Origin of the sequence: Streptomyces thermolilacinus SPC6, assembly GCF_000478605.2 — a bacterium.
GTDB lineage: Bacteria > Actinomycetota > Actinomycetes > Streptomycetales > Streptomycetaceae > Streptomyces > Streptomyces thermolilacinus.
In genome coordinates this window covers 1,733,864-1,756,358 of sequence record NZ_ASHX02000001.1, presented here as the reverse complement: position 1 = coordinate 1,756,358, position 22,495 = coordinate 1,733,864, and the positions used below count along the sequence as shown (strand labels likewise).

Genomic DNA, 22,495 nt, shown 5'->3' with positions numbered 1-22,495 from the left:
GCCCGCGCCGGTCAGCGCGTGCCCGCGTCCCGGTTCGTACGGGCGGTCGCCGTGCCGCCCGCGCCGGTACGGCTCCGGTCCGCGCCGCCCCGGCCCGAGGCCGCCGCGCGGGGCACCGCCGCCACGCCCAGCAGCGCGAGCACCGCCAGGGCCGGCCAGTACCACGCCGTCCCCGCCAGGGCGCCCGCCGGGGCGCCGCCCACCAGCACCACCAGGCCCGCCAGCGACGACATCGCCCCGGTGTACAGCCCCAGCCGCCGCGCGTCCACCAGGTCCGGCAGCCACGCCCGTACGGCGGGGGAGACCAGCATCTGGCCGACCGACAGCAGCACCACGAACACGACAGGCGACCACGGCCCGCCCGCGCCCCGCAGCGCTCCGCCCGCCGCGAACGCCCCCGCGACCACGACCAGCCCCACCCGCAGGGACGCGGCCCAGGACAGTCGCCGCGCCGCCCACCGCTCCAGCGGCAGCTGCCCGGCCACCACCAGTGCGGACGACAGGGCGAACAGCCACCCCAGCGCCGCCTGCGAACCCGTCGCCCGGTCCAGCTCGGCGGGCAGCGCCAGGTACAGCTGGTTGTACGCCAGCAGGTACGCGGCGTACGCGGCCGTCAGCGCGAGGAACGGCCGGTGGCGCAGCACCCGGCCCAGCTCCGCCGCCGTGCGCCCCGCGCCCGCCCGCGCCCGGCCGGTGGGGTCCCCGCCCGCCCGGCCCGGCATGAGCCGCGCGTGCCCGGCCAGCACCAGCAGGAACACCCCCGCCCCGGCCCCGCACGCCAGCCGGAAGTCGCCCGCCAGCAGCACCGCGCCCAGCGCCGGGCCCAGCAGCGCCCCGGCCTGGCCCGCCGCGGAGAACCGGGCTAGGAGCCGGGTGCGCGGCAGCCCCGCGGCGGCCTCCAGCCGTACCGCCTCCCGTGCCGCCTCCGACTCGACGGCGGGAGAGAACAGGGCGGCGGCGAAGCCGACGAGGACCACCGCCGCGATCACCGCCCACACCGCCTCCGCCCACGCGAGCCACGCGAAGCCCGCCACCCGCAGCGCGCACCCGGCCAGCACCACCGGGCGAGGCCCGAACCGGTCGGTCAGCGCGCCGCCCACCACGAACAGCCCCTGCTGGCTGAAGGTCCGCAGGCCCAGCACGAGCCCCACCAGCCAGCCGCCGAGACCGAGCGTGCCGCCGAGGTGACCGGCCAGGTACGGCAGCACGGCGAAGAAGCCCGTGTTGAAGGCGAACTGGCTGGCGACCAGGAGCCTGGCGAGCGGGCTCATGAGACCCGCACGAGCCGGCCGGCCCGCATCTCGGCCGTACGGTCGGCGAAGTGCCGTACGAGCGCCCGGTCGTGGCTGATGAACAGATATCCCAGGCCCAGGGACTCCTGGAGCCCGGCCAGCAGGTTCAGCACACCCGCCCGGACGCTCGGGTCGAGGGCGGACACGGGCTCGTCGAGGACCAGCAGCCGGGGCTCGCTCGCCAGGGCGCGGGCGATACCGGCGCGCTGGCACTGGCCGCCCGACAGTTCGTGCGGCCGCCGCTCGCCGTGCGCGGCGTCGAGGCCCACCATCGCCAGCAGTTCGGCCACCCGCGCCGGTCCGCTCACCGGGTCCCAGCGGCCCTGTACGCGCAGCGGCTCGGCGACCGCGTCGCGGACCCGCTGCCGGGGGCTCAGCGAGCCGTACGGGTCCTGGAACACCGGCTGCATGGCGGGGCGCAGCGCCCGCAGCGCACGCTCCGGCAGCCCGGTCAGCTCGCGCCCCTCGAACCGCACCTCGCCGCCGTCGGGGCGGCGCAGCAGCAGCGCCGCCGCGGCGGTGGACGACTTGCCGCAGCCGGACGGGCCGACCAGCGCCAGGGTCTCACCGGCGCGCACCTCGAACGACACCCCGTCCACGGCGACCCTCGTCCCGTACCGGACGACGAGGTCGCGTACCTCCAGCAGGGCGCTCACGCCGCCTCCAGGAACAGTTCGCCCAGGGCGTGGGGCAGTTCGGCCGCGCGGTGGCAGGAGACGTCCCGGCCGTCCGCCGGGTCGCCCACCGGCCGGGGCGCGGGCACCTCGGCACGGCAGCGGTCCTCCGCCAGGGGACAGCGCGGCGCGAACGCGCACCCGGCGGCGGGCTCACCCGGGGCGGGCGGGGTGCCGCCGATCGCGGGCAGCCGCCTGCCGCGCCCGGGCACCGGGACGGCGGGCGGCAGCGAGGCGAGCAGCCCGGCCGTGTACGGGGCGCGGGGGCGGCCGAGGACGGACGCGGCGGGGCCCGTCTCGGCGTGCCGGCCCGCGTACAGGACGAGGACGCGGTCGGCGTGATCGCGGACCGCCTCCAGGTCGTGCGTGACGAGGACGAGCGCCCCGCCGGTCGCCGCGCGCCGCTCGGCCAGCACGCTGAGCACCTGGTCGCGCAGGTCCGGGTCGAGGGCGGTGGTGGGCTCGTCGGCGACCACGAGGTCCGGGTCCCCGGCCGTCGCCAGGGCGATGACGGCGCGCTGCCGCATGCCGCCGGACAGCTCGTGCGGGTACGCGTCACGGCGCGCCGCGGGGATGCCGACCCGGTCCAGTGCCGTCCCGGCGCGGTCACGGGCCTCCCGGCGGGAGACGCCGTGCAGGGACCGCAGGACGGCGGCGACCTGGTCGCCGACCGGGTGGACGGGGGACAGGGCGGACAGCGCGTCCTGCGGGACGAGGGCGACGCGGCGGCCCCACAGCGCGGCGAGCGTACGCCGGGGGGCGCCGACCAGTTCCGTCCCGCCGCGCAGCCGGACGGTGCCCCGCACCCGGGCCTCGCGCGGCACCAGGCCGAGCAGCGCCCGCGCGGTGAGGGACTTGCCCGCGCCGGACTCCCCGGCCAGGGCCAGCACCTCACCGGCGCGCACGTCGAACGACAGGCCGCGCACGGCATCGGCCCCGTCGAAGGAGATCCGCAGGTCGCGGACGGACAGCAGGGGTTCCTCAGCGGACACGGGCGGGGGCCTTCCGGGAGCGGGTGGTCCGGGCCGAGGCGCCGTACGCGGCGGCGGACACGGCGAGCGCGGCGAGCACGGCCAGGGCGGCGGCGGGAGCGAGGGCCGCCCAGGGGGCCCGCTCCACGTACGCGCGCGACTCGTCGAGGAGCAGCCCCCATTCGGGCGCGGGCGGCTGGGCGCCCAGGCCGAGGAAGCCGAGTGACGCCAGCGCCAGGGCGGTACCGGGCAGGCGCAGCAGGGCGTGGCGGGCGACGGGGCCCGCCACGGACGGCAGGACGTGCCGGGTGAGCACCCACACCGGTCCCGCGCCGATCGCCCGCTGTGCCAGCAGGAACCCGGACGCGCGAACCTCCTGCACGAGGGCGGCGGCGTGCGCGGCGAGCGGTGGCCAGGACACGAGCGCGACGGCGAGGGCGGCCCCGCCGGTGCCGGGCCCGTACGCCGCCGCGACCAGGATTCCAGCGATCACGGGCGGCAGCGCGTTGGCGATGTCGGACACGCCCGAGGCGGCGCGCGGCGCGAACCCCAGCAGCAGGGCGAGCAGCAGGCTCGCCGCGCAGACGAGGGCGGCCGTGCCGACGGTCGCCGCCGCGCCGTGCCCGAGGCGGGCCAGCACGTCCCTGCCGAGGCCGTCCGTCCCCAGCGGGTGGGCGTACGACGGCGGGGCGAGCCGGGCGGCGGTGTCCAGGACGTACGGGTCGCGCAGCAGGCCCCAGCCGGTCACCCCGAACAGCACGGCGGCCAGGGCCAGCGGCAGGGCGGGCCCGGCGCGCGGCGGGCGCGGCGCGGGCAGCGTCAGCCCCGCGTCGCGCAGTCCGGGCCCGAGCAGCCGGTGCCGTACGAGCGCGCAGGCGCCGCCCACCGCGAGGCCGAGCAGCAGCAGGGCCAGCACGGAGCCCTGGAGCAGCGGCAGGTCCTGCGACCGGGCCGCGCCCAGCGCCGTACGCCCGATGCCCGGCACGGCGAAGACCGTCTCGACGGCGACCGCCCCGCCCGTCAGGCCCACGACGACCAGACCGGCCTGCGGGACGAGCGGCGGCAGGACGCGCCGCAGGGCGGCGCCCGCGATCCGCGCCCGGGTCACCCCGGCGGCGCGCCACAGCTCGGCCCACCGTTCGTCGAGGGCGGCGGGCAGCGCGTCGGCGGCGAGCCTGCCCAGCAGCCCGCCCGCCGGGACGCCGAGCGACACGGCGGGCAGCACCAGGTGGGCGGGGCCCTGCCAGCCCGCCGCCGGGAACCAGCCGAGCCACACCGCTCCGACGACCAGGGCGACGGTGGCGAGGAGGAACTCCGGTACGGCGGCGAGCATCGCGGCGACCGCCCCGGACGTGCCCCTGCCGCGCACCAGCACGGGTGCGACGAGGGCGGCGGCGACGGCCAGCGCCACGGTGAGCGCGGCGCCCATGAGGCCGAGCGACACCCGCAGGCCCGCCGTGACGGCCGGCAGGACGTCGGCGCCGGACACCCACGAGGTGCCGAGGTCGCCGCGCGCCAGCCCGGACACCCAGTCGGCGAGGAGCGCGGCGGGGCCCGCGTCCAGGCCGAGGCCGACGCGGACGGCGGCGAGCGCCTCGGCGGTGGGCTCCTGTTCGGCGGACCGGGCGCGCAGGACGGTCAGGGCGGGGTCGCGCCCCGAGTACCAGGGCAGCAGGCCGACTGCGGCCACGACGGCGGCGAGAGCGAGGGTCCGGGCGGCCCCGGCGCGGAACCCGGAGGCGGGGGCGGTCACTTGACGTGGGTGCCGGGCGTGACCAGCAGCCGCTCGCGCGGGTCGTGGGCGGCGCCCGCCACGTCGGCGGCGTCGCCCTGGATCACCCGCTCGTGGAGGAGCGGCACGGCGGCGTCGGTGGCGAGGACGGCGGCCTCCGCGGCCATGATCGCCCGGCGGCGCGCGTCGCCGGACGGGGCTGCGGCGGCCTTGTCGAGCGCCGCGTCGACGGCGGGGTCGGTGAGCTGGGAGAGGTTGAAGGAGCCGCGCGAGGCGAAGTCGCTGTACAGGTACGCGGCGGGGTCGCCGGAGTCGAGGACGGTCGCGCGGGAGAGCAGGAACGCGTCGAACGCCCCGGCCAGCGCGTCCGCTTCGATGGCGGCGTACTCGCGCACCTCCAGGCGCACGTCGAAACCGGCCTTCCGCAGCTGCTGCTGGAGGGTCTGCGCGACCTCGGGCAGTTCGGCGCGGTCGGTGAACGTGCCGATGGTGATCGTGGCGCCGCGCGGTTCGGCGGCGCGGGCCGGGCGGCGGGGCGTCCGCAGGTCGTCCGCCCAGGTGACGGCGGGGCCGAGCAGCCCTTCGGCCACGTCGGCGCGGCCCTCGTACACGCCCTTGACGACCGGCCCGGCGTCGATGGCCTCGCGGGCGGCGGCCCGCAGCGCGGGGTCCCTGAACGGGCCCTTCGCGGTGTTCAGGTACAGGGTGTTGGTGCGCGGCATGGGGACCTCCGTGACGAGGTCCGGGTCGAGGAGGGCGGCCTGGGAGACGGGGACGGCCTCGACGATGTCGGCCTCCCCGGTGCGCAGGGCGGCGGCGCGCGCGGTGCCGTCGGGGATGAACGTCACGTCGATGCCGGGGGCCTTGGCCCTGCCGCCCCAGTAGCCGTCGTACCGGTCGAGGGAGGCGGAGGCGGCGCCGTTCACCTTGGTGAGGCGGAAGGCGCCGGTGCCGGTGCCGACCGGGTCGACCGTCTTCCCCCGGTAGGCCCCGGCCGACAGGATCGACAGCTGCGGGGAGCTGAGCCGCTGCGGGAGGAGCGGGTCGGGGGTGGCGGTGGTGACGGTGAGGGTCTTCCCGGCGGCGGTCGCGGTGAGGTCCACGCCGTCGAGGATGCGGGGCTTGGGGGAGGCGGTCGCGGCCCGCGTGAGGGAGCGGGCGGCGTCCCGGGCGGTGAACTGGGTGCCGTCGTGGAAGGTGACGCCGTCGCGGACGGTGAAGGTCCAGCGGGTGCCGTCCTGCTTCCAGGAGGTGGCGAGGGCCGGGCGGGGGTCGCCTGCCGCGTCCAGGGTGACGAGCGTCTCGGCGGTCGACCAGCGGGACAGCTTGAACGCGTCGTCGGAGAGCGGCGAGAGGCCGGAGCGGGGCGGGTTCATCATCGCCACCCGTACGCGCTTCCCCCCGTCCGCGCTGCCGTCGCCGCCGTCGCCGGGCGCGGCGAAGCACCCGGCGAGCAGGAGGGAGGCCGAGGCGAGCGCGGCGGCGGGGAGGAGACGGCGGACAGGCAGGTGGCGCACGGCAGAGCACCCTTCCGGGCAGAGAGGATCGCGGTGCCCGGACGCTAACATAATGATTATTATTTTCAATAACTGGGGGTGAAGCGCTTACCCGGCTCCTCCGCCGCCGTGCAGCCGGTGGGTCTTCAGGGACATGTGCAGCAGCAGCCGGTCCTCGCCGTTGTCCAGGTCGAGGCCGGTGAGCTGCTCGACGCGCGAGAGCCGGTAGTACAGGGTCTGCCGGTGGATGCCCAGGGCCGCGGCCGTGCGGCCCGCCTGGCCCGCGTGGTCGAGGAACACCTCGGCGGTACGGGCCAGTTCGGTGTGCGCCCGGCCCAGCAGCGGCCGTACCACCGGGTCGTCCGCCGCCGCCCGGGGGAGCGCGGTGAGCAGTCGGTACGGGCCGATGGACGCCCAGGGCGCGACCGGCCCCAGGTGCGGCTGGGCCAGCGCCGCGCGCGCCGCCGAGGTGGCCTCCGCCCAGGCGGCGCCCATCTCCGGCAGGCCGCGCCGCGGGGCGGCCACCCCGGCGACGGCACCCGGGCCCGCCGCGTCGCACAGCCGGGCGCCGGCCGTCAGCGCGGGGGCGAGGGCGTCGGGGGAGCGGAGGCGGACCAGCGCGCCCAGCACCTGGCCGCCCGGCACCCGGACGCCCAGGCCCTGGCCGCCCGCGCCGGACGCGCGCCTGCCCGACCGGCCCGTACCGGCAGCGCCCGTACCGGGAGTGGCCGTGCCGGGAGCGCCCGCGCTCGCCGCGCCGGGCCCCGGTGCGCCAGGGCCCGGTGCGCCAGGGCCCGGCCACGGTGTCGTGCAGAGGGCGGCCAGCCCCGGAGCCGTACGGGCCGAGGGGCTGTCGCCGCCCGGCCACGGGGCCACGCACACGAGGGCGTGCAGCCCGTCCGCGTCCGGGCCGAGCGCCGAGCGCAGCGTGGCCAGCGCCAGGTCGTAGCTCCACTCCCGCTCCGCCGTCAGCACGGCCCGCAGCTCCCGCGACAGGTCGGCGCCCGCCCGCTCCTCCTCGGCGAGCAGCGCCCCGATCCGGGTGGCCACCTCCATCGCCGCCGCCAGCTGCTCGGGCGCCGGTCCGGGGGAGGTGTCGAGCAGCCACACGTACCCGAGGACGACGCCCCGATGGCGTACGGGCAGGCAGAGCCGGTCCCGGTACACGCCCGCGTCCGGGGCGGCCGGGATGCGCACCGGGCCGGTCGCGCGGGCGATGCCGAACCCCTCGAACCAGGCGCGGACGGCCGGGGTGGACTTGCGGGTGAGGATCGAACGCGTACGGACCGGGTCCATCTCGGAGGCGTCGTCGCTGTCGTGCGCGCCGAAGGCGATCAGTCCGAAATCCCGGTTCTCCAGCGTGGCGGGGGCGCCGAGGAGCGCCGAGATCTCGTCCACCAGTTCTTGGTAATCGCCCTTCACCCGGACATTCTCCCACCCCTTCAGACAGATGTCTGAGATCGGCGGCACGGATGCGTGACAGCTGTCGATGGCCCGGGAGCGGGGTGATCCTTAGGTTTCACGGTGGTTCTCCGTGCCGTTTCCGTGACGTCGGATTCCGGCCGCTTCATCCTGGTGTCAACCCCTGTTCGTGGAGGTGCCCCGTGCTGGGTCCCGTGATCCTCGCCGCTTCGCGCAGCGACAAGATGCGCCGCATTGTGTCGGCGGCCCCGGTGACCAAGCCGGTCGTCGACCGGTTCATCCCCGGGGAGACCGTCGACCAGGTCATCCCCATCGTCACGGACCTCACCGACAAGGGCTTGGAAGTCACCCTCGACGTCGTCGGCGAGGACATCACCACCCCGGAGCAGGCGACCGCCGCCCGCGACGCCTACCTGGAGCTGATCCGCCGCCTGGAGCCGCTGGGCCTGGGCGAGAAGGCGGAGATGTCCGTCAAGCTGTCGATGTTCGGCCAGGCGCTGGAAGGCGGCCACGAGCTGGCCCTCGCCAATGTCCGCCCGGTCGTCGAGGCGGCCGCCGCGATCGGGACCACCGTCACGCTGGACGCCGAGGACCACACGACCCTCGACTCGATGTTCGCCATCCACGAGGAGCTGCGGAAGGACTTCCCGATGACCGGCTGCGTCATCCAGGCGTACCTCTTCCGCACCGAGGAGGACGCCCGCCGCCTCGCCGCGAACGGCAGCCGCGTCCGCCTGGTGAAGGGCGCCTACAAGGAGCCCGCGTCCGTGGCGTACCAGGACAAGGCGGAGACCGACCGGGCGTACGTCCGCATCCTCAAGATCCTCATGGCGGGCGAGGGCTACCCCATGATCGGCTCGCACGATCCGCGGCTCATCGCGATCACCCAGGAGCTCGCGCGCCGCCACGGGCGCAAACTGGATGAGTACGAGTTCCAGATGCTGTACGGCATCCGCGGCGACGAGCACGTGCGGCTCGCCGCCGAGGGCCACCGCATGCGGGTCTACACGGCGTACGGGACCGACTGGTACGGATACTTCATGCGCCGTCTCGCGGAGAAGCCGGCCAACCTGCTGTTCTTCGCCCGCTCGATGATCACCAAGAACTGATCCGGAGCCCAGCGGGGGCGCCGCCCCTGACACCCCTCACCAAAGGAGTTACGAGACCCATGGACGCTGTGACCCAGGTCCCCGCCCCGGTCAACGAGCCGGTGCACGGCTACGCCCCCGGCTCCCCGGAGCGGACCCGGCTGGAGGCCAAGCTCAAGGAGCTGGCCGAGAACCCGATCGACCTGCCGATGACCATCAACGGCGTCAAGCGCATGGGCGGCGGCGAGCGGGTGGACGTCGTGCAGCCGCACAACCACCGGGCCGTGATCGGCACCTTCGCCGCCGCGACCCGGCAGGACGCCCAGGACGCCGTCGACGCCGCCCTGGCCGCCGCTCCGGCGTGGCGCGCGATGTCCTTCGACGACCGCGCCGCGATCTTCCTGCGCGCCGCCGAGCTGCTGTCCGGCCCGTGGCGCGAGACGCTGGCCGCCTCGACCATGCTCGGCCAGTCGAAGACCGCCCAGCAGGCCGAGATCGACACGCCGTGCGAGCTGGTCGACTTCTGGCGGTTCAACGTCAAGTACGCCCGTGACCTGCTCGCCGAGCAGCCCCCGGCGAACTCGCCCGGCGTGTGGAACCGTCTGGACCACCGCCCGCTGGAGGGCTTCGTCTACGCGATCACGCCGTTCAACTTCACGGCCATCGCGGGCAACCTGCCCACCGCCCCGGCCCTCATGGGCAACGTCGTCGTGTGGAAGCCGTCCCCGACGCAGACCCACGCCGCCGTGCTGCTCATGGAGCTGCTGGAGGAGGCCGGCCTGCCGAAGGGCGTCATCAACCTGGTGACCGGCGACGGCATCGCCGTCTCCGAGGTGGCCCTGGAGCACCCGATGCTCGCGGGCATCCACTTCACCGGCTCCACCCGCACCTTCCAGCACCTGTGGAAGACGGTCGGCAACAACATCGAGAAGTACCGCTCCTACCCGCGGATCGTCGGCGAGACGGGCGGCAAGGACTTCGTCGTCGCGCACCCGAGCGCCGACCGCGCCGTCCTGAAGACCGCGCTGACGCGTGGCGCGTTCGAGTTCCAGGGCCAGAAGTGCTCGGCGACCTCGCGCGCGTACATCCCCGCCTCGATCTGGAACTCCGGCTTCAAGGAGGAGTTCGCGGCCGAGGTGGACGGCATCAAGATGGGTGACGTCACCGACCTGACGAACTTCATCGGCGCCGTCATCGACGAGCGCGCGTTCGCCAAGAACAAGGCCGCGATCGACCGCGCCAAGGCGGACCCGGCGTGCACGATCGTCGCGGGCGGCTCGTACGACGACTCGGTGGGCTACTTCGTCCGCCCGACCGTCATCGAGTGCACCGACCCGGAGAACGAGGTGTTCCGGGACGAGTACTTCGGCCCGATCCTTGCCGTGTACGTATACGAGGACGACCAGTACGACGCCATGCTCGACCAGATGGAGTCGGTGTCCGCCTACGCGCTGACCGGTTCGGTCATCGCCAAGGACCGTGCCGCCGCCGCGCACACGATGGAGAAGCTGCGGTACGCCGCGGGCAACTTCTACATCAACGACAAGTCGACCGGCGCCGTCGTCGGCCAGCAGCCCTTCGGCGGCGGCCGCGCCTCCGGCACCAACGACAAGGCCGGCGCCCCGCAGAACCTGATGCGCTGGACGCTGACCCGCGCCATCAAGGAGACGCTGGTCCCGCCGACCGAGTACGGCTACCCGCACATGGGCTGACGCCCCTCCCGGCCCCTACGGGCCACCCCGGCCCGTAGGGTCACCCGGCCCTGTAGGGGACGCCCCCGACCCGTAGGCGTCACCCCGGCCCCGTACGGGACCGCCCCCAGACACCGCCCCCGTCCGGCCCCCACGCCGGGCGGGGGCGGTTTCCATGCCGGCGCTCCCGTCCGCGCGGTCGGCACCGCCCCGGTCGGCGCTGCCCCGCGCCGCGCCCGGGCCGGCACGCCCCCTTGCGGTAATGAAGGGGCCATGTCAAATTCCTTCCTCGGTACGTCCCACCCGTCACCGACGAAGGAGACCACCGGCATGAGACGCACCACCCGTGCGCGCACCGGACTGTCCGCCCTGCTCGTCGTCGCCTCCCTCGGCTTCGCCGCCACCCCGGCCGGAGCCGCGGACGCACCCCTCACCCCCACCCCCGCCCCCGACGCGGCCGCCGCCCTCCACGCCCTCGACGCCACCGTGGAGCGGACCCTCGGCGACGACAGCGCCGGCACCTACGTGGACGCCGAGACCGGCGAACTCGTCGTCACCGTCACCACCGAGGCCGCCGCCGCGAAGGCCCGCGCCGCCGGCGCCACGCCCAAGCGCGTCCAGCGCGGCGCCGCCCAGCTCGACGCCGCCATGGCCGCGCTGGAGGCCAAGGCCAAGATCACCGGCACCTCCTGGGGCCTGGACCCGCGCACCAACCAGATCGCCGTCGAGGCCGACTCCTCCGTCTCCGCCCGCGACCTGGCCCGGCTCCGCCAGGTCGCCGCCTCGCTCGACGGCGCCGTACGCGTCACCCGCGTCCCCGGCGTGTTCAAGCGCGAGGTGGCGGGCGGTGACGCCATCTACGGCGGCGGCTCCCGCTGCTCGGCCGCCTTCAACGTCACCAAGAACAACGTCCGGTACTTCCTCACCGCCGGCCACTGCACCAACATCTCGTCCACCTGGTCGGCCACCTCCGGCGGCGCCTCCATCGGCGTCCGCGAGGGCACCAGCTTCCCGACCAACGACTACGGGATCGTCCGCTACACGACCACCACCAACCTCGGCGGCCGGGTCAACCTCTACAACGGCAGCTACCAGGACATCGCGTCGGCCGCCGACGCCGTCGTCGGCCAGGCCATCCAGAAGAGCGGCTCCACGACCAAGGTCACCAGCGGCAGCGTCACCGCGGTCAACGTCACCGTCAACTACAGCGACGGCCCCGTCTACGGCATGGTCCGCACGACCGCCTGCTCCGCGGGCGGCGACAGCGGCGGCGCCCACTTCGCCGGTTCGGTCGCGCTCGGCATCCACTCCGGCAGCTCCGGCTGCACGGGCACCAACGGCTCGGCCATCCACCAGCCGGTCCGCGAGGCCCTGACCGCCTATGGCGTGAACGTGTACTAGCCACGCCCGCCCCGGCGGGAGCAGTGCCACAGTGGGCGGTATGAGCGATCGTCTCCATACCGCCCACACCTACGAGTTGAAGCCCGCCGTGCTCGCGGCGATCCGCGCCATGCTGGAGGACGCCTTCGACGGCGACCTGGGCGAGGACGACTGGGAGCACGGCCTCGGCGGTGTCCACGCGTACGTCGAGGACGCCCAGGGGCGGATCGTCGCGCACGGCAGCGTCGTCATGCGCCGCGTCGTCCACGCCGGGCGCGCCCACCGGGTCGGGTACGTCGAGGCCGTGGGCGTACGGGCGGAGCGCCGCCGCCAGGGCGTGGGCGCCCGGGTCATGGCCGCGCTGGAGGAGGTCGTCGACGGCGCGTACGACTTCGGGGCGCTGTCCGCGTCCGACGAGGGCGCCCTGCTGTACCGCTCGCGCGGCTGGCACCTGTGGAACGGCCGCGTCGAGGGGTACGGCCCGCACGGCGTGACCAGGCTGGCGGACGACGAGGACTGCACGTTCCTGCGACCCGCCGCCGGACGGCCGCTGCCCGCGCCGGAGGACGGCCCCCTTCAGTTCGACTGGCGGGACGGCGACGTGCTCTGACCGCGCGGCGCGCCTCCCCGACCAGGGCGTTCGGCGTTGCCCGTCTCAGATAGTAGGAAGTCCGAGTATTCACGGAGACAGCGGCAGCGTGCTCGCTTAGCTTGGTAGGAGCCGAACGTCTCGCTCCATCAGCGAACGGCGGAGATGAGCGCGCACGCCTCTGGCAGGTCACCCCTGCGGCGGCGCTCCCCGCCCCTTCCGGCGCCTCCCCGAGCCTTCGCCCCGCCAAGGAGCCACCATGACCGCTGCCAGCACCCGCCGCCGTGTCCGCCACTCGGGCACCCGTCCCACCGAGACCGAGCGCAAGAACGCCGCCGCCGCCCTCCAGCGCGCCCTGGACCGCCGTGACAACGGCGGCTCGACCGGCCACTGAACCGGTCGCCGAGCCGTTCACCGGCTACGCCCACCCGTACTGACCAGCGCCGACGATCCCGTACGGCCGGCCGTCCGCCCCGGCGGCGCCACCGGCCGTGCGGCACAGGCCCGGCACGCCGTCTGTCCGAATGGCGGACGGTCCATGTCAGGCAGTGGGACGAGGAGTAGGGTTCCCGCCATGTCTCGCAGCATCAATCTCGCAGTGATCCCCGGTGACGGCATCGGCCAGGAGGTCGTGTCCCAGGGGCTCAAGGTCCTGTCCGCGGTCCTCCCGCAGGACGTGAAGCTGGAGACCCGGGAGTACGACCTCGGCGCACGGCGATGGCACCGCACCGGGGAGACCCTCCCCGAGGTGGAGCTGGAGCAGCTCAAGGGCCACGACGCCATCCTCCTCGGCGCGATCGGCGACCCGTCCGTGCCGTCCGGCGTGCTGGAGCGCGGCCTGCTGCTGAAGCTGCGCTTCGCGTTCGACCACTATGTGAACCTGCGCCCCTCGAAGCTCTTCCCGCACACCGCGAGCCCGCTGGCCGGCCGCCCCGACATCGACTTCGTCGTCGTCCGCGAGGGCACCGAGGGCCCGTACACGGGCAACGGCGGCAGCCTCCGCACCGGCACCCCGGCCGAGGTCGCCACCGAGGTCAGCGTCAACACGGCGTACGGCGTCGAGCGCGTCGTCCGCGACGCGTACGAGCGCGCCAAGGCCCGCCCCCGCAAGAAGCTGACGCTCGTCCACAAGAACAACGTCCTCGTCCACGCCGGCCACATGTGGAAGAAGATCTTCGACAAGGTCGGCGAGGAGTACCCCGAGGTCACCACCGACTACCTGCACGTCGACGCCGCGACGATCTTCTTCGTCACCCAGCCCGAGCGCTTCGACGTCATCGTCACCGACAACCTCTTCGGCGACATCCTCACCGACCTCGCCGCTGCCGTGACCGGCGGCATCGGCCTGGCGGCCTCCGGCAACATCAACCCGACGGGCGCGTTCCCGTCGATGTTTGAGCCGGTGCACGGCTCCGCGCCCGACATCGCGGGCCAGGGCAAGGCCGACCCCACCGCCACCGTCCTGTCCGTCGCGCTGCTCCTGCGCCATCTCGGCCACGACTCCGAGGCCATCCGCATCGAGGAGGCGGTCGCCGCCGACCTCGCCGAGCGGGCCGGCGCCCCCGCGCGCACCACGGAAGAGATCGGCGACGCGCTCGCGGTACGCGTAGCGTCCTGACCCGCCGACTGGGAGCACCAGACACAGCCGCCGGGTCGCACCAGCACCCGGCGGCTTCTCCTGTGCGGCCGCGGGTGCCACCATCGAACCCACGGACCGCGGTCACACCCGTTTCCCCGCCGCGACCCCACGAGCGATAATCGAACGCGGGGCCGCGGCATGCGGTACAGCTCGGACGTCCTGACAGCAGCCGCCGCACGCGGCTGGAGCGGCGGCGTGAGCGCGGTCCGATCCACACAACCGGTGAAGGACACAGCACTCATGACGACGCCCACGACGATCGAGCTCAAGCCCTCCTCGAACCCGCTGTCCGCCGCCCAGCGCGAGGCGATCCTGGCCAACCCCGGCTTCGGCCGCCACTTCACCGACCACATGGTGACGATCAAGTGGACGGAGGGCCGCGGCTGGCACGACGCACAGCTGACGCCGTACGCGCCGCTGTCCATCGACCCCGCCAACATGACGCTGCACTACGCCCAGGAGATCTTCGAGGGCCTGAAGGCGTACCGGCGCCCCGACGGCACGGTGTCCCTGTTCCGCCCCGAGGCCAACGCCGAGCGGTTCCAGCGCTCCGCCCGCCGCCTCGCCATGCCGGAGCTGCCCGTCGAGACGTTCGTCGCGGCGTGCGACGCGCTGGTCCGGCAGGACGAGGCGTGGGTCCCGCCGCACGGCGGTGAGGAGTCCCTCTACCTGCGCCCCTTCATGATCGCCACGGAGGTCGGGCTGGGCGTCCGGCCCGCCAACGAGTACCTGTTCATCGTCATCGCGTCGCCCGCCGGGGCGTACTTCCCGGGCGGTGTGAAGCCGGTCTCCGTCTGGCTGTCGGAGAACTACGTCCGCGCGGTCCCCGGCGGCATGGGCTTCGCCAAGACGGGCGGCAACTACGCCGCGTCCCTGCTCGCCCAGGCCGAGGCCGCCGCGAAGGGCTGCGACCAGGTCGTGTGGCTCGACGCGCTGGAGCACAAGTGGGTCGAGGAGATGGGCGGCATGAACCTGTACTTCGTGTACGGGAACAAGATCGTCACCCCGGAGCTGACCGGCTCCCTGCTGGCCGGGATCACCCGCGACTCGCTGCTCCAGGTCGCCCGTGACCTCGGCTACGAGTCGGAGGAGGGCCGGATCTCCACCGGGCAGTGGCGCCGCGACACGGAGAACGGCACGCTCACGGAGGTCTTCGCCTGCGGCACGGCGGCCGTGATCACCCCGGTCGGCACGGTCAAGTCCGCCGGTGGCCAGTGGACGCAGGGCGACGGGCAGCCGGGCGAGGTCACCCTGAGGCTTCGCCGGGCCCTGCTGGACATCCAGACCGGCGCCGCCGAGGACACCCACGGCTGGACCCACCAGGTCGCCTGAGCCCGCGCCCGGCCTTCCCTCTCGCCTTTCGCGCCGCGCCCGCCGCGGTCCGCGTCCCGCCCACCCCAGGGCGGCCGCGGGCCCGGCGGGCGCGGCGCGTTTCGCGTACCCGTGCGCCGGGACCCGTCGCCCGTGCGTCCGCGCGCCTCAGGGCCGCCCTCGCGTCGTCGCGCGCCCGCCCATGCGCCTGACGGCCGCGAGCCTGAGGCCCGCGCGCCCGTAGGCCCGTACCCCGCCCGCGCCCGTCGGTCCCGCACCGGCGGGTGTCGAGTTTCGAGTGTCGTTCAATACTTCGGGCGCCTGGTCCTAAAGGGGACTTCTCTTTCTCACGCGCCCGCTTTAGAGTGTTGCTCTAAACCTCGTCGTACACGCCAGGAGGTGCGAGGGCCGTGCGCCTGACCCCCACGGAACGCGACCGGCTGCTTCTCTTCGGGGCAGCCGAACTCGCCCGGGCCCGCCGCGCCCGCGGACTGCGGCTCAACGTCCCCGAGGCCACCGCCCTCATCGCCGACACGGTCTGCGAGGCCGCCCGCGACGGCCGCCGCCTCGCGGAGGCGATCGAGGCGGCCCGGTCGGTCCTCGGCCCCGACGACGTACTGCCGGGCGTGGCGGACGTGGTCACCGAGGTCCATGTCGAGGCGGTGTTCGACGACGGGTCCCGTCTTGCCGTCGTCAGCGACCCGATCGGCGGTGCCTCGGCGGGACCGGACGCCCCCGGCGCGCTGCTGCCGGGCCCCGGCTACGACGAACCGGCCCCCGTCACGACGCTCACCGTGCGCAACACCGCCGCCGTGCCGGTCAGCGTCACCTCGCACTTCCACTTCTTCGAGGCCAACCCGCGCCTGCGCTTCGACCGGGCGGCGGCGTACGGGATGCGGCTGTGCGTCCCGGCCGGGTCGTCCGTCCGGTTCGACCCGGGCGGCGAGGCCGAGGTGGGGCTGGTGCCCATCGGCGGCGACCGGGTCGCCATCGGGTTCGCCGGTCTGGTGGACGGGCCGCTGGACGCGCCCGGCGCCAAGGAGGAGGCCCTGCGCAGGGCGGCCGCCTGCGGCTACCTCGGCGCCGAGGCCGCACCGGAGGCCGAAGCCGGAGCCGGAGCCGGGCCCCGTCCCGTACGAGACCGCGACACCGCCGCCGGAGCGGAGGAGGACGCCTGATGGACCCCTACGAGTACGCCTCCGTGCACGGCCCCCGCGCCGGTGACCGCGTCCGCCTGGGCGACTCCGGGCTGACCGTACGGGTCGAGTCGGACGCGCAGAGGCCGGGCGACGAGTTCCTGGCCGGGTTCGGCAAGACCGCCCGCGACGGACTGCACCTGAAGGCCGCCGCCGTACGCGAGACCTGCGACCTGGTGATCAGCAACGTCCTGGTCATCGACGCCGTGCAGGGCATCCGCAAGGTGTCCGTCGGCATCCGCGAGGGGCGCGTCCACGCCATCGGGCGGGCCGGGAACCCCGACACCCTCGACGGGGTGGACGTGGTCGTCGGCACCGGCACCTCCATCGTGTCCGGCGAGGGCCTGATCGCCACGGCCGGTGCCGTCGACACCCACGTCCACCTGCTGTCGCCCCGCATCATGGAGGCGTCGCTGGCGTCCGGGGTGACCACGATCATCGGCCAGGAGTTCGGGCCCGTGTGGGGCGTCGGCGTCAACTCGCCGTGGGCGCTGCGCCACGCGTTCAGCGCGTTCGACGCCTGGCCCGTCAACATCGGCTTCCTGGCGCGCGGCTCGTCGTCCGACGCCGCCCCCCTGGTGGAGGCCCTCGCGGAGGGCGGCGCCTCCGGCTTCAAGGTCCACGAGGACATGGGCGCCCACACCCGCGCCCTCGACACGGCCCTGCGGGTCGCGGAGGAGCACGACGTCCAGGTCGCCCTGCACAGCGACGGCCTCAACGAGTGCCTGTCCGTGGAGGACACCCTCAAGGTCCTCGAAGGGCGCACGATCCACGCCTTCCACATCGAGGGCTGCGGCGGCGGCCACGTCCCGAACGTCCTCAAGATGGCGGGCGTCCCCAACGTCATCGGCTCCTCCACCAACCCGACGCTGCCCTTCGGGCGGGACGCCGTCGCCGAGCACTACGGAATGATCGTCTCCGTCCACGACCTGAAGACCGACCTGCCCGGCGACGCCGCCATGGCCCGCGACCGCATCCGCGCCGGGACCATGGGCGCCGAGGACGTGCTGCACGACCTGGGCGCGATCGGCATCACCTCGTCCGACGCGCAGGGCATGGGCCGGGCGGGGGAGACCGTGCGGCGGACGTTCGCCATGGCCGGCAAGATGAAGGCCGAACTGGGGCCGCTCGACGGCGACGGTGACGGCGACGACAACGCCCGTGTCCTGCGCTACATCGCCAAGCTGACCATCAACCCGGCCATCGCGCACGGCCTCGCCCACGAGGTCGGCTCCATCGAGCCGGGCAAGCTCGCGGACATCGTGCTGTGGCGGCCCGAGTTCTTCGGCGCGAAGCCGCAGCTCGTCCTGAAGGCGGGCTTCCCCGCGTACGGCGTCGTGGGCGACCCGAACGCCGCCACCGACACCTGCGAACCCCTGGTGCTGGGCCCGCAGTTCGGGGCGCACGGCGCGACGGCGGCCGACATCTCCGTGGCGTTCGTCTCGGGCGCGGCCGCCCAGCTCGGCGCCGACCTGATGCCCACCCGCCGCAGGCGCGTCGCCGTGCGCGGCACCCGGGGCATCGGCCCGGCCGACCTGCGCCTCAACTCCCGTATCGGGGAGGTCGGCGTGGACGCCCGCACCGGCCTGGTCACCCTCGACGGCGACCCGGTCCGCTCGGAGCCAGCCGACTCCGTCTCCCTCAACCGCCTCTACTTCCTCTGAGGACCGCCCGATGACCTTCCGCATGCCCGCCGAGTGGACGCCCCACGAGCGCACCTGGATGGCGTGGCCCACCGCCAACCCCACCTTCGACACCCCCGAGAGGCTCGCCGAGGCACGCGCCGCGTGGGCCCAGGTCGCCCGCGCCGTACGCCGGTTCGAACCGGTCACCATGGTCGCGGCGCCCGGCGACGCCGAATCGGCCCGCGCCCTCCTCGGCGACGGCGTCGACCTGGTGGAGCGGGACCTGGACGACGCCTGGATGCGGGACATCGGCCCCACGTTCGTCACCGACGGACGCGAACTGGCCGCCGTGGACTGGGTGTTCAACGGCTGGGGCGCCGCGGACTGGGCCCGCTGGGAGCACGACGCGAAGATCGCCCGCCATGTCGCGGACCTCGCCCGCGTCCCCGTGCACGCGAGCCCCCTCGTCAACGAGGGCGGCGCGATCCACGTGGACGGCGAGGGCACGGTCCTCCTCACCGACACGGTCCAGCTCGGCCCCGAGCGCAACCCCGGCTGGACCCGCGCCGAGGTCGAGGCGGAGATCCACGCGAAGCTCGGCACCACCAAGGCGATCTGGCTGCCGCGCGGGCTGACCGCCGACTACGGCGACTACGGGACGCGCGGCCATGTGGACATCGTCGCCGCGTTCGCCCGCCCCGGCGTCGTCGTCGCCCACACCCAGCCCGACCCGGCCCACCCCGACCACGAGCCGTGCGAGGAGATCGTCGCCCTCCTCCGGTCGCAGACCGACGCCCGGGGGCGCGCCCTGGAGGTCGTGGAGGTGCCCGCGCCGACGGTCCTCCAGGAGGACGGCGCGTGGGTGGACTACTCGTACATCAACCACTACCTGTGCAACGGCGGCGTCGTCCTGTGCGCCTTCGGGGACCCGCGCGACGAGCTCGCCGCCGGGATCTTCCGCCGCCTCTTCCCCGACCGTACGGTCACCCTGGTCGACGCCCGCCCGGTGTTCGCCAACGGCGGCGGCATCCACTGCATCACCCAGCAGCAGCCGAAGGTCTGAGGCCCGTACGCAGCGGGGAAAACCGCTGGCCGGTCCATGGGCGCGGCTGACAGCCTGCGCCCATGGCCGAACCCCGCCCCGCCCCGCGTCCCGACTACCGGATCACGCGCACGTACGCGCTGCACGACGACGCGTGGCACATCGAGCTCCACCACCGCGACGCGGGCTTCCTGGTCACCGCCGCCATCCCGGACGAGGACCCGGCGCGCGAGCCGTCGTTCCACCTCTTCGCGCCGGACGGGCACGACGTGCCGTACGAGGTCATGCTCTGGTTCATGGCCGAGGCGGCCGACGAGGTGCGGGTGCTGCGGGCCTGGACGGAGCTGCCGCCCGCCGCCGTGGACACGGTCGTGGCCCTGCGCGAGGTCGTCCACCACGGCTGGGACGACGCGGACGGCCCGGCGCTCCTCGCCCTGCTCTCCGGCGTTCTCCCCGCGGACCAGGCGGCCGCCGTCGTCCGCGAGGTGCTGAGCGCCGGCCCGGACGCCCTGGCGGGACCCCCGCCCGCCCAAGCCGCCGTGGCGGCCCTGCGCGAACGGATGAAGGAGGCCGGATGGAGATCGGGTACAACGGACGGGTGAACGACCCCGAAGCCCGCGCCGCCGCCGACGGACCCACCCGCGCCGCCGACGGCCCCCGGACCGGAGCCCCCGAAGCCCGCGCCCCCGAAGCCCGCGCCGCCGACACCTCGCGAGCCCGCGCCGCGCGGCGGCGCAACACCGCGCCGCCCCGCGAGGACGTGCTCGCCGCCGCCATGGCGACCATCGCCGAACGCGGGCTCGACGGCCTCACCATGGCCGGGCTCGGCCGGGAGGTCGGCATGAGCAGCGGCCACCTCCTCTACTACTTCCGCACCAAGGACGAACTGCTCCTGCGCACCCTGGAGTGGAGCGAGGGCCGCCTCGGCGCCGAGCGCAGCGCGCTGCTGTCGCGCCACGACCTGCCGGTCACCGACCGCCTCGCCTCGTACGTCGAGCTGTACGTCCCCGACGGGCCCCGCGACCCGCACTGGACGCTCTGGCTGGAGGTGTGGACCCGCTCGCAGAACGCCGACGCCGAGGCGCGCGACCGGCAGGCCGCCATCGAGGGCGCCTGGCACCGGGACCTCGTCGCGCTCCTCGCCGAGGGCGTCTCGCGCGGCGAACTGCGCCCCGTCGACCCCGACCGGTACGCGGCCCGGCTGCGCGCCCTCCTCGACGGGTTCAGCGTCCATGTCGCCGTCGGCCTGCCCGGCACCGGCCGGGAGCAGGTGCTCACCCACGTACGCGAACACCTCGACGAGACGCTGCTCCGCACGGCCTGACCGCCGGATCCCCAGGGCTTGACCGCATCGTGAGACTTGTGCCCACGGGGTGGCGCACCTGTGGCAAACTGCCGCCGTGCTCGCAAACCCGATGATTATCGGCAGCGGCGCGCCGGTCCACCGTGACCGCTGAACCCCGACAGCACCCCGTCGCGGCAGCGGACACCATGTCTCAGACCCGCGCGCAGACCTCTCGCACCCGCGAGGGGTCTTTTCGTTTTCCGGGCCCCACCCATGGGCCGGCGGCGAGCGCGCGAGAATGGGGACAAGCGGACCGATCCACCCCATTCCCCCGTCCGGGTCCCTACCCCCACCCGGCCCGGGCGGGGAAGGACCACACCGGAGCCCATCCGACAGGAGCAGGACAGCCATGACCACGGATCAGCCCGTCGATGACAGCTTCCACGTCTTCGACACGACGCTGCGCGACGGCGCCCAGCGCGAGGGCATCAACCTCACCGTCGCCGACAAGCTGACCATCGCCCGGCACCTGGACGACTTCGGCGTGGGCTTCATCGAGGGCGGCTGGCCCGGCGCGAACCCGCGGGACACGGAGTTCTTCGCCCGCGCCCTCGCCGAGATCGACTTCCAGCACGCCCAGCTCGTGGCGTTCGGCGCCACCCGCCGCGCCGGCATCCGCGCCGCCGACGACCCGCAGGTCAAGGCGCTCCTCGACTCCGGCGCCCCGGTGATCACCCTGGTCGCCAAGTCCCACGACCGCCATGTGGAACTGGCCCTGCGCACCACGCTCGACGAGAACCTCGCGATGGTCCGCGACACGGTCCAGTACCTGCGCGAGCAGGGCCGCCGCGTGTTCGTGGACTGCGAGCACTTCTTCGACGGCTACCGGGCCAACCCCGAGTACGCCAAGGCCGTGGTCCGCGCCGCGCACGAGGCGGGCGCCGACGTGGTCGTCCTGTGCGACACCAACGGCGGCATGCTCCCGCCGCAGGTCCAGGCCGTCGTCTCCACCGTCGCCGCCGACACGGGCGCCCGCCTCGGCATCCACGCCCAGGACGACACGGGCTGCGCCGTCGCCAACACCCTCGCCGCCGTCGACGGCGGCGCCACCCACGTCCAGTGCACCGCCAACGGCTACGGCGAACGCGTCGGCAACGCCAACCTCTTCCCCGTCGTCGCCGCGCTGGAGCTGAAGTACGGCCGCCGCGTCCTGCCCGAGGGCTCCCTCGCGGAGATGACCCGGATCTCCCACGCCATCGCCGAGGTCGTCAACCTCACCCCGTCCACCCACCAGCCGTACGTCGGTGTCTCCGCGTTCGCCCACAAGGCCGGGCTGCACGCCTCCGCCATCAAGGTCGACCCGGACCTGTACCAGCACATCGACCCCGAGCTGGTCGGCAACACGATGCGGATGCTCGTCTCCGACATGGCCGGGCGGGCGTCGGTCGAGCTGAAGGGCAAGGAGCTGGGCATCGACCTGGGCGACGACCGGGAGCTGGTCGGCCGGGTCGTGGACCGCGTCAAGGACCGGGAGCTGCGCGGCTACACCTACGAGGCGGCCGACGCGTCGTTCGAGCTGCTGCTGCGCGAGGAGGTCGAGGGCCGCCCGCCGCGCTTCTTCCGTACGGAGTCGTGGCGGGCCATCGCCGAGGACCGCCCCGACGGCTCCCACGCCAACGAGGCGACGGTCAAGGTGTGGGCCGACGGCGAGCGCATCGTCGCCACGGCCGAGGGCAACGGCCCGGTGAACGCCCTGGACCGGGCGCTGCTGGTGGCGCTGGAGCGGATCTACCCGCAGATGGCCAAGTTCGAGCTGGTGGACTACAAGGTCCGCATCCTGGAGGGCCGCCACGGCACGGAGTCCACGACCCGCGTGCTGATCACGACCAGCGACGGCGACGCCGAGTGGTCCACGGTGGGGGTCGCCGAGAACGTCATCGCCGCGTCGTGGCAGGCGCTGGTGGACGCGTACACGTACGGCCTGCTGAAGGCGGGGGTCCGGCCGACGGAGAGCTGAACCCGGAGGACCTTCGTGAAATAGCCCACATGGGGTACCGTCGAT

General features: G+C 74.5%; 19 protein-coding genes. 13 read left to right on the top strand and 6 right to left on the bottom strand.

All coding sequences use genetic code 11. The features are described 5' to 3' along the window. Nucleotides 1-11: 11 nt before the first annotated feature. From J116_RS07155 to J116_RS07130, 6 genes are all read right to left on the bottom strand, one after another. Complete coding sequence (locus J116_RS07155; protein WP_023586407.1) at nucleotides 12-1,271, bottom strand: MFS transporter; 1,260 nt, start codon at nucleotides 1,269-1,271, stop codon at nucleotides 12-14. After that, the gene (locus tag J116_RS07150; RefSeq protein ID WP_023586406.1) at nucleotides 1,268-1,948 is read right to left on the bottom strand and encodes an ATP-binding cassette domain-containing protein; all 681 of its coding nucleotides are present in this window, start codon (nucleotides 1,946-1,948) and stop codon (nucleotides 1,268-1,270) included. The genes J116_RS07155 and J116_RS07150 overlap by 4 nt, the downstream gene beginning before the upstream one ends. Further along, nucleotides 1,945-2,958 carry an ABC transporter ATP-binding protein gene (locus J116_RS07145; protein WP_023586405.1) on the bottom strand — a complete coding sequence of 338 codons (1,014 nt, stop codon included), beginning with the start codon at nucleotides 2,956-2,958 and terminating at the stop codon, nucleotides 1,945-1,947. The genes J116_RS07150 and J116_RS07145 overlap by 4 nt, the downstream gene beginning before the upstream one ends. Continuing rightward, nucleotides 2,948-4,690, bottom strand: coding sequence for an ABC transporter permease subunit (locus J116_RS07140; protein WP_023586404.1), 1,743 nt, complete (start codon nucleotides 4,688-4,690; stop codon nucleotides 2,948-2,950). Before J116_RS07140 ends, J116_RS07145 begins: the two co-directional genes overlap by 11 nt. Beyond that, on the bottom strand, nucleotides 4,687-6,177 hold the full coding sequence (locus J116_RS07135; RefSeq protein WP_028963781.1) for an ABC transporter substrate-binding protein: 1,491 nt from the start codon (nucleotides 6,175-6,177) through the stop codon (nucleotides 4,687-4,689). The genes J116_RS07140 and J116_RS07135 overlap by 4 nt, the downstream gene beginning before the upstream one ends. A 96-nt stretch (nucleotides 6,178-6,273) precedes the next feature. Further along, nucleotides 6,274-7,587, bottom strand: coding sequence for a PucR family transcriptional regulator (locus J116_RS07130; RefSeq protein ID WP_023586402.1), 1,314 nt, complete (start codon nucleotides 7,585-7,587; stop codon nucleotides 6,274-6,276). 182 nt (nucleotides 7,588-7,769) lie between these two features. Here J116_RS07130 and J116_RS07125 point away from each other — a divergent pair, with 182 nt between their 5' ends. The 13 genes from J116_RS07125 (at nucleotide 7,770) to cimA (ending at nucleotide 22,450) form a co-directional block, all read left to right on the top strand. Then, nucleotides 7,770-8,696, top strand: a complete 927-nt coding sequence (locus J116_RS07125) for a proline dehydrogenase family protein (RefSeq protein WP_023586401.1) — start codon at nucleotides 7,770-7,772, stop codon at nucleotides 8,694-8,696. Between the two features lie 59 nt (nucleotides 8,697-8,755). Next, on the top strand, nucleotides 8,756-10,387 hold the full coding sequence (pruA, locus tag J116_RS07120) for an L-glutamate gamma-semialdehyde dehydrogenase (protein WP_023586400.1): 1,632 nt from the start codon (nucleotides 8,756-8,758) through the stop codon (nucleotides 10,385-10,387). 309 nt (nucleotides 10,388-10,696) lie between these two features. Next, nucleotides 10,697-11,767: a S1 family peptidase gene (locus J116_RS07115; RefSeq protein WP_023586399.1), complete on the top strand. Its 1,071-nt coding sequence runs from the start codon at nucleotides 10,697-10,699 to the stop codon at nucleotides 11,765-11,767. A gap of 40 nt (nucleotides 11,768-11,807) precedes the next feature. Beyond that, nucleotides 11,808-12,356, top strand: coding sequence for a GNAT family N-acetyltransferase (locus J116_RS07110; RefSeq protein ID WP_023586398.1), 549 nt, complete (start codon nucleotides 11,808-11,810; stop codon nucleotides 12,354-12,356). Nucleotides 12,357-12,594: 238 nt separating this feature from the next. Next, nucleotides 12,595-12,729 carry a hypothetical protein gene (locus J116_RS31220; protein ID WP_023586397.1) on the top strand — a complete coding sequence of 45 codons (135 nt, stop codon included), beginning with the start codon at nucleotides 12,595-12,597 and terminating at the stop codon, nucleotides 12,727-12,729. A 180-nt stretch (nucleotides 12,730-12,909) separates the two neighbouring features. Continuing rightward, on the top strand, nucleotides 12,910-13,953 hold the full coding sequence (locus J116_RS07105) for a 3-isopropylmalate dehydrogenase (protein ID WP_023586396.1): 1,044 nt from the start codon (nucleotides 12,910-12,912) through the stop codon (nucleotides 13,951-13,953). A gap of 261 nt (nucleotides 13,954-14,214) precedes the next feature. Next, nucleotides 14,215-15,306 carry a branched-chain amino acid aminotransferase gene (locus J116_RS07100; RefSeq protein WP_023586395.1) on the top strand — a complete coding sequence of 364 codons (1,092 nt, stop codon included), beginning with the start codon at nucleotides 14,215-14,217 and terminating at the stop codon, nucleotides 15,304-15,306. 389 nt (nucleotides 15,307-15,695) lie between these two features. Next, complete coding sequence (gene ureA, locus J116_RS07095; protein WP_079147679.1) at nucleotides 15,696-16,463, top strand: urease subunit gamma; 768 nt, start codon at nucleotides 15,696-15,698, stop codon at nucleotides 16,461-16,463. Next, nucleotides 16,463-18,145, top strand: coding sequence for an urease subunit alpha (locus J116_RS07090; protein WP_023586394.1), 1,683 nt, complete (start codon nucleotides 16,463-16,465; stop codon nucleotides 18,143-18,145). Before ureA ends, J116_RS07090 begins: the two co-directional genes overlap by 1 nt. Before the next feature lie 10 nt (nucleotides 18,146-18,155). Beyond that, entirely contained in the window at nucleotides 18,156-19,169 is a 1,014-nt protein-coding gene (locus J116_RS07085; protein ID WP_023586393.1) for an agmatine deiminase family protein, read from the top strand. A 62-nt stretch (nucleotides 19,170-19,231) separates the two neighbouring features. Beyond that, entirely contained in the window at nucleotides 19,232-19,750 is a 519-nt protein-coding gene (locus J116_RS29695) for a hypothetical protein (RefSeq protein ID WP_023586392.1), read from the top strand. A gap of 173 nt (nucleotides 19,751-19,923) precedes the next feature. Then, nucleotides 19,924-20,472, top strand: coding sequence for a TetR/AcrR family transcriptional regulator (locus J116_RS07075; protein ID WP_079147871.1), 549 nt, complete (start codon nucleotides 19,924-19,926; stop codon nucleotides 20,470-20,472). Between the two features lie 370 nt (nucleotides 20,473-20,842). Then, complete coding sequence (gene cimA, locus J116_RS07070; RefSeq protein ID WP_023586390.1) at nucleotides 20,843-22,450, top strand: citramalate synthase; 1,608 nt, start codon at nucleotides 20,843-20,845, stop codon at nucleotides 22,448-22,450. The last annotated feature ends 45 nt before the right edge of the window (nucleotides 22,451-22,495 follow it).

Excerpts from the sequence above, each read along its gene's own strand:
- J116_RS07155 (WP_023586407.1), bottom strand. The coding sequence starts at position 1,271 with ATGAGCCCGCTCGCCAGGCTCCTGGTCGCCAGCCAGTTCGCCTTCAAC.
- pruA (WP_023586400.1), top strand. The coding sequence starts at position 8,756 with ATGGACGCTGTGACCCAGGTCCCCGCCCCGGTCAACGAGCCGGTGCAC.
- J116_RS07115 (WP_023586399.1), top strand. The coding sequence starts at position 10,697 with ATGAGACGCACCACCCGTGCGCGCACCGGACTGTCCGCCCTGCTCGTC.
- J116_RS07110 (WP_023586398.1), top strand. The coding sequence starts at position 11,808 with ATGAGCGATCGTCTCCATACCGCCCACACCTACGAGTTGAAGCCCGCC.
- J116_RS31220 (WP_023586397.1), top strand. The coding sequence starts at position 12,595 with ATGACCGCTGCCAGCACCCGCCGCCGTGTCCGCCACTCGGGCACCCGT.
- J116_RS07105 (WP_023586396.1), top strand. The coding sequence starts at position 12,910 with ATGTCTCGCAGCATCAATCTCGCAGTGATCCCCGGTGACGGCATCGGC.
- J116_RS07100 (WP_023586395.1), top strand. The coding sequence starts at position 14,215 with ATGACGACGCCCACGACGATCGAGCTCAAGCCCTCCTCGAACCCGCTG.
- J116_RS07090 (WP_023586394.1), top strand. The coding sequence starts at position 16,463 with ATGGACCCCTACGAGTACGCCTCCGTGCACGGCCCCCGCGCCGGTGAC.
- J116_RS07085 (WP_023586393.1), top strand. The coding sequence starts at position 18,156 with ATGACCTTCCGCATGCCCGCCGAGTGGACGCCCCACGAGCGCACCTGG.
- J116_RS29695 (WP_023586392.1), top strand. The coding sequence starts at position 19,232 with ATGGCCGAACCCCGCCCCGCCCCGCGTCCCGACTACCGGATCACGCGC.
- J116_RS07075 (WP_079147871.1), top strand. The coding sequence starts at position 19,924 with ATGGCGACCATCGCCGAACGCGGGCTCGACGGCCTCACCATGGCCGGG.
- cimA (WP_023586390.1), top strand. The coding sequence starts at position 20,843 with ATGACCACGGATCAGCCCGTCGATGACAGCTTCCACGTCTTCGACACG.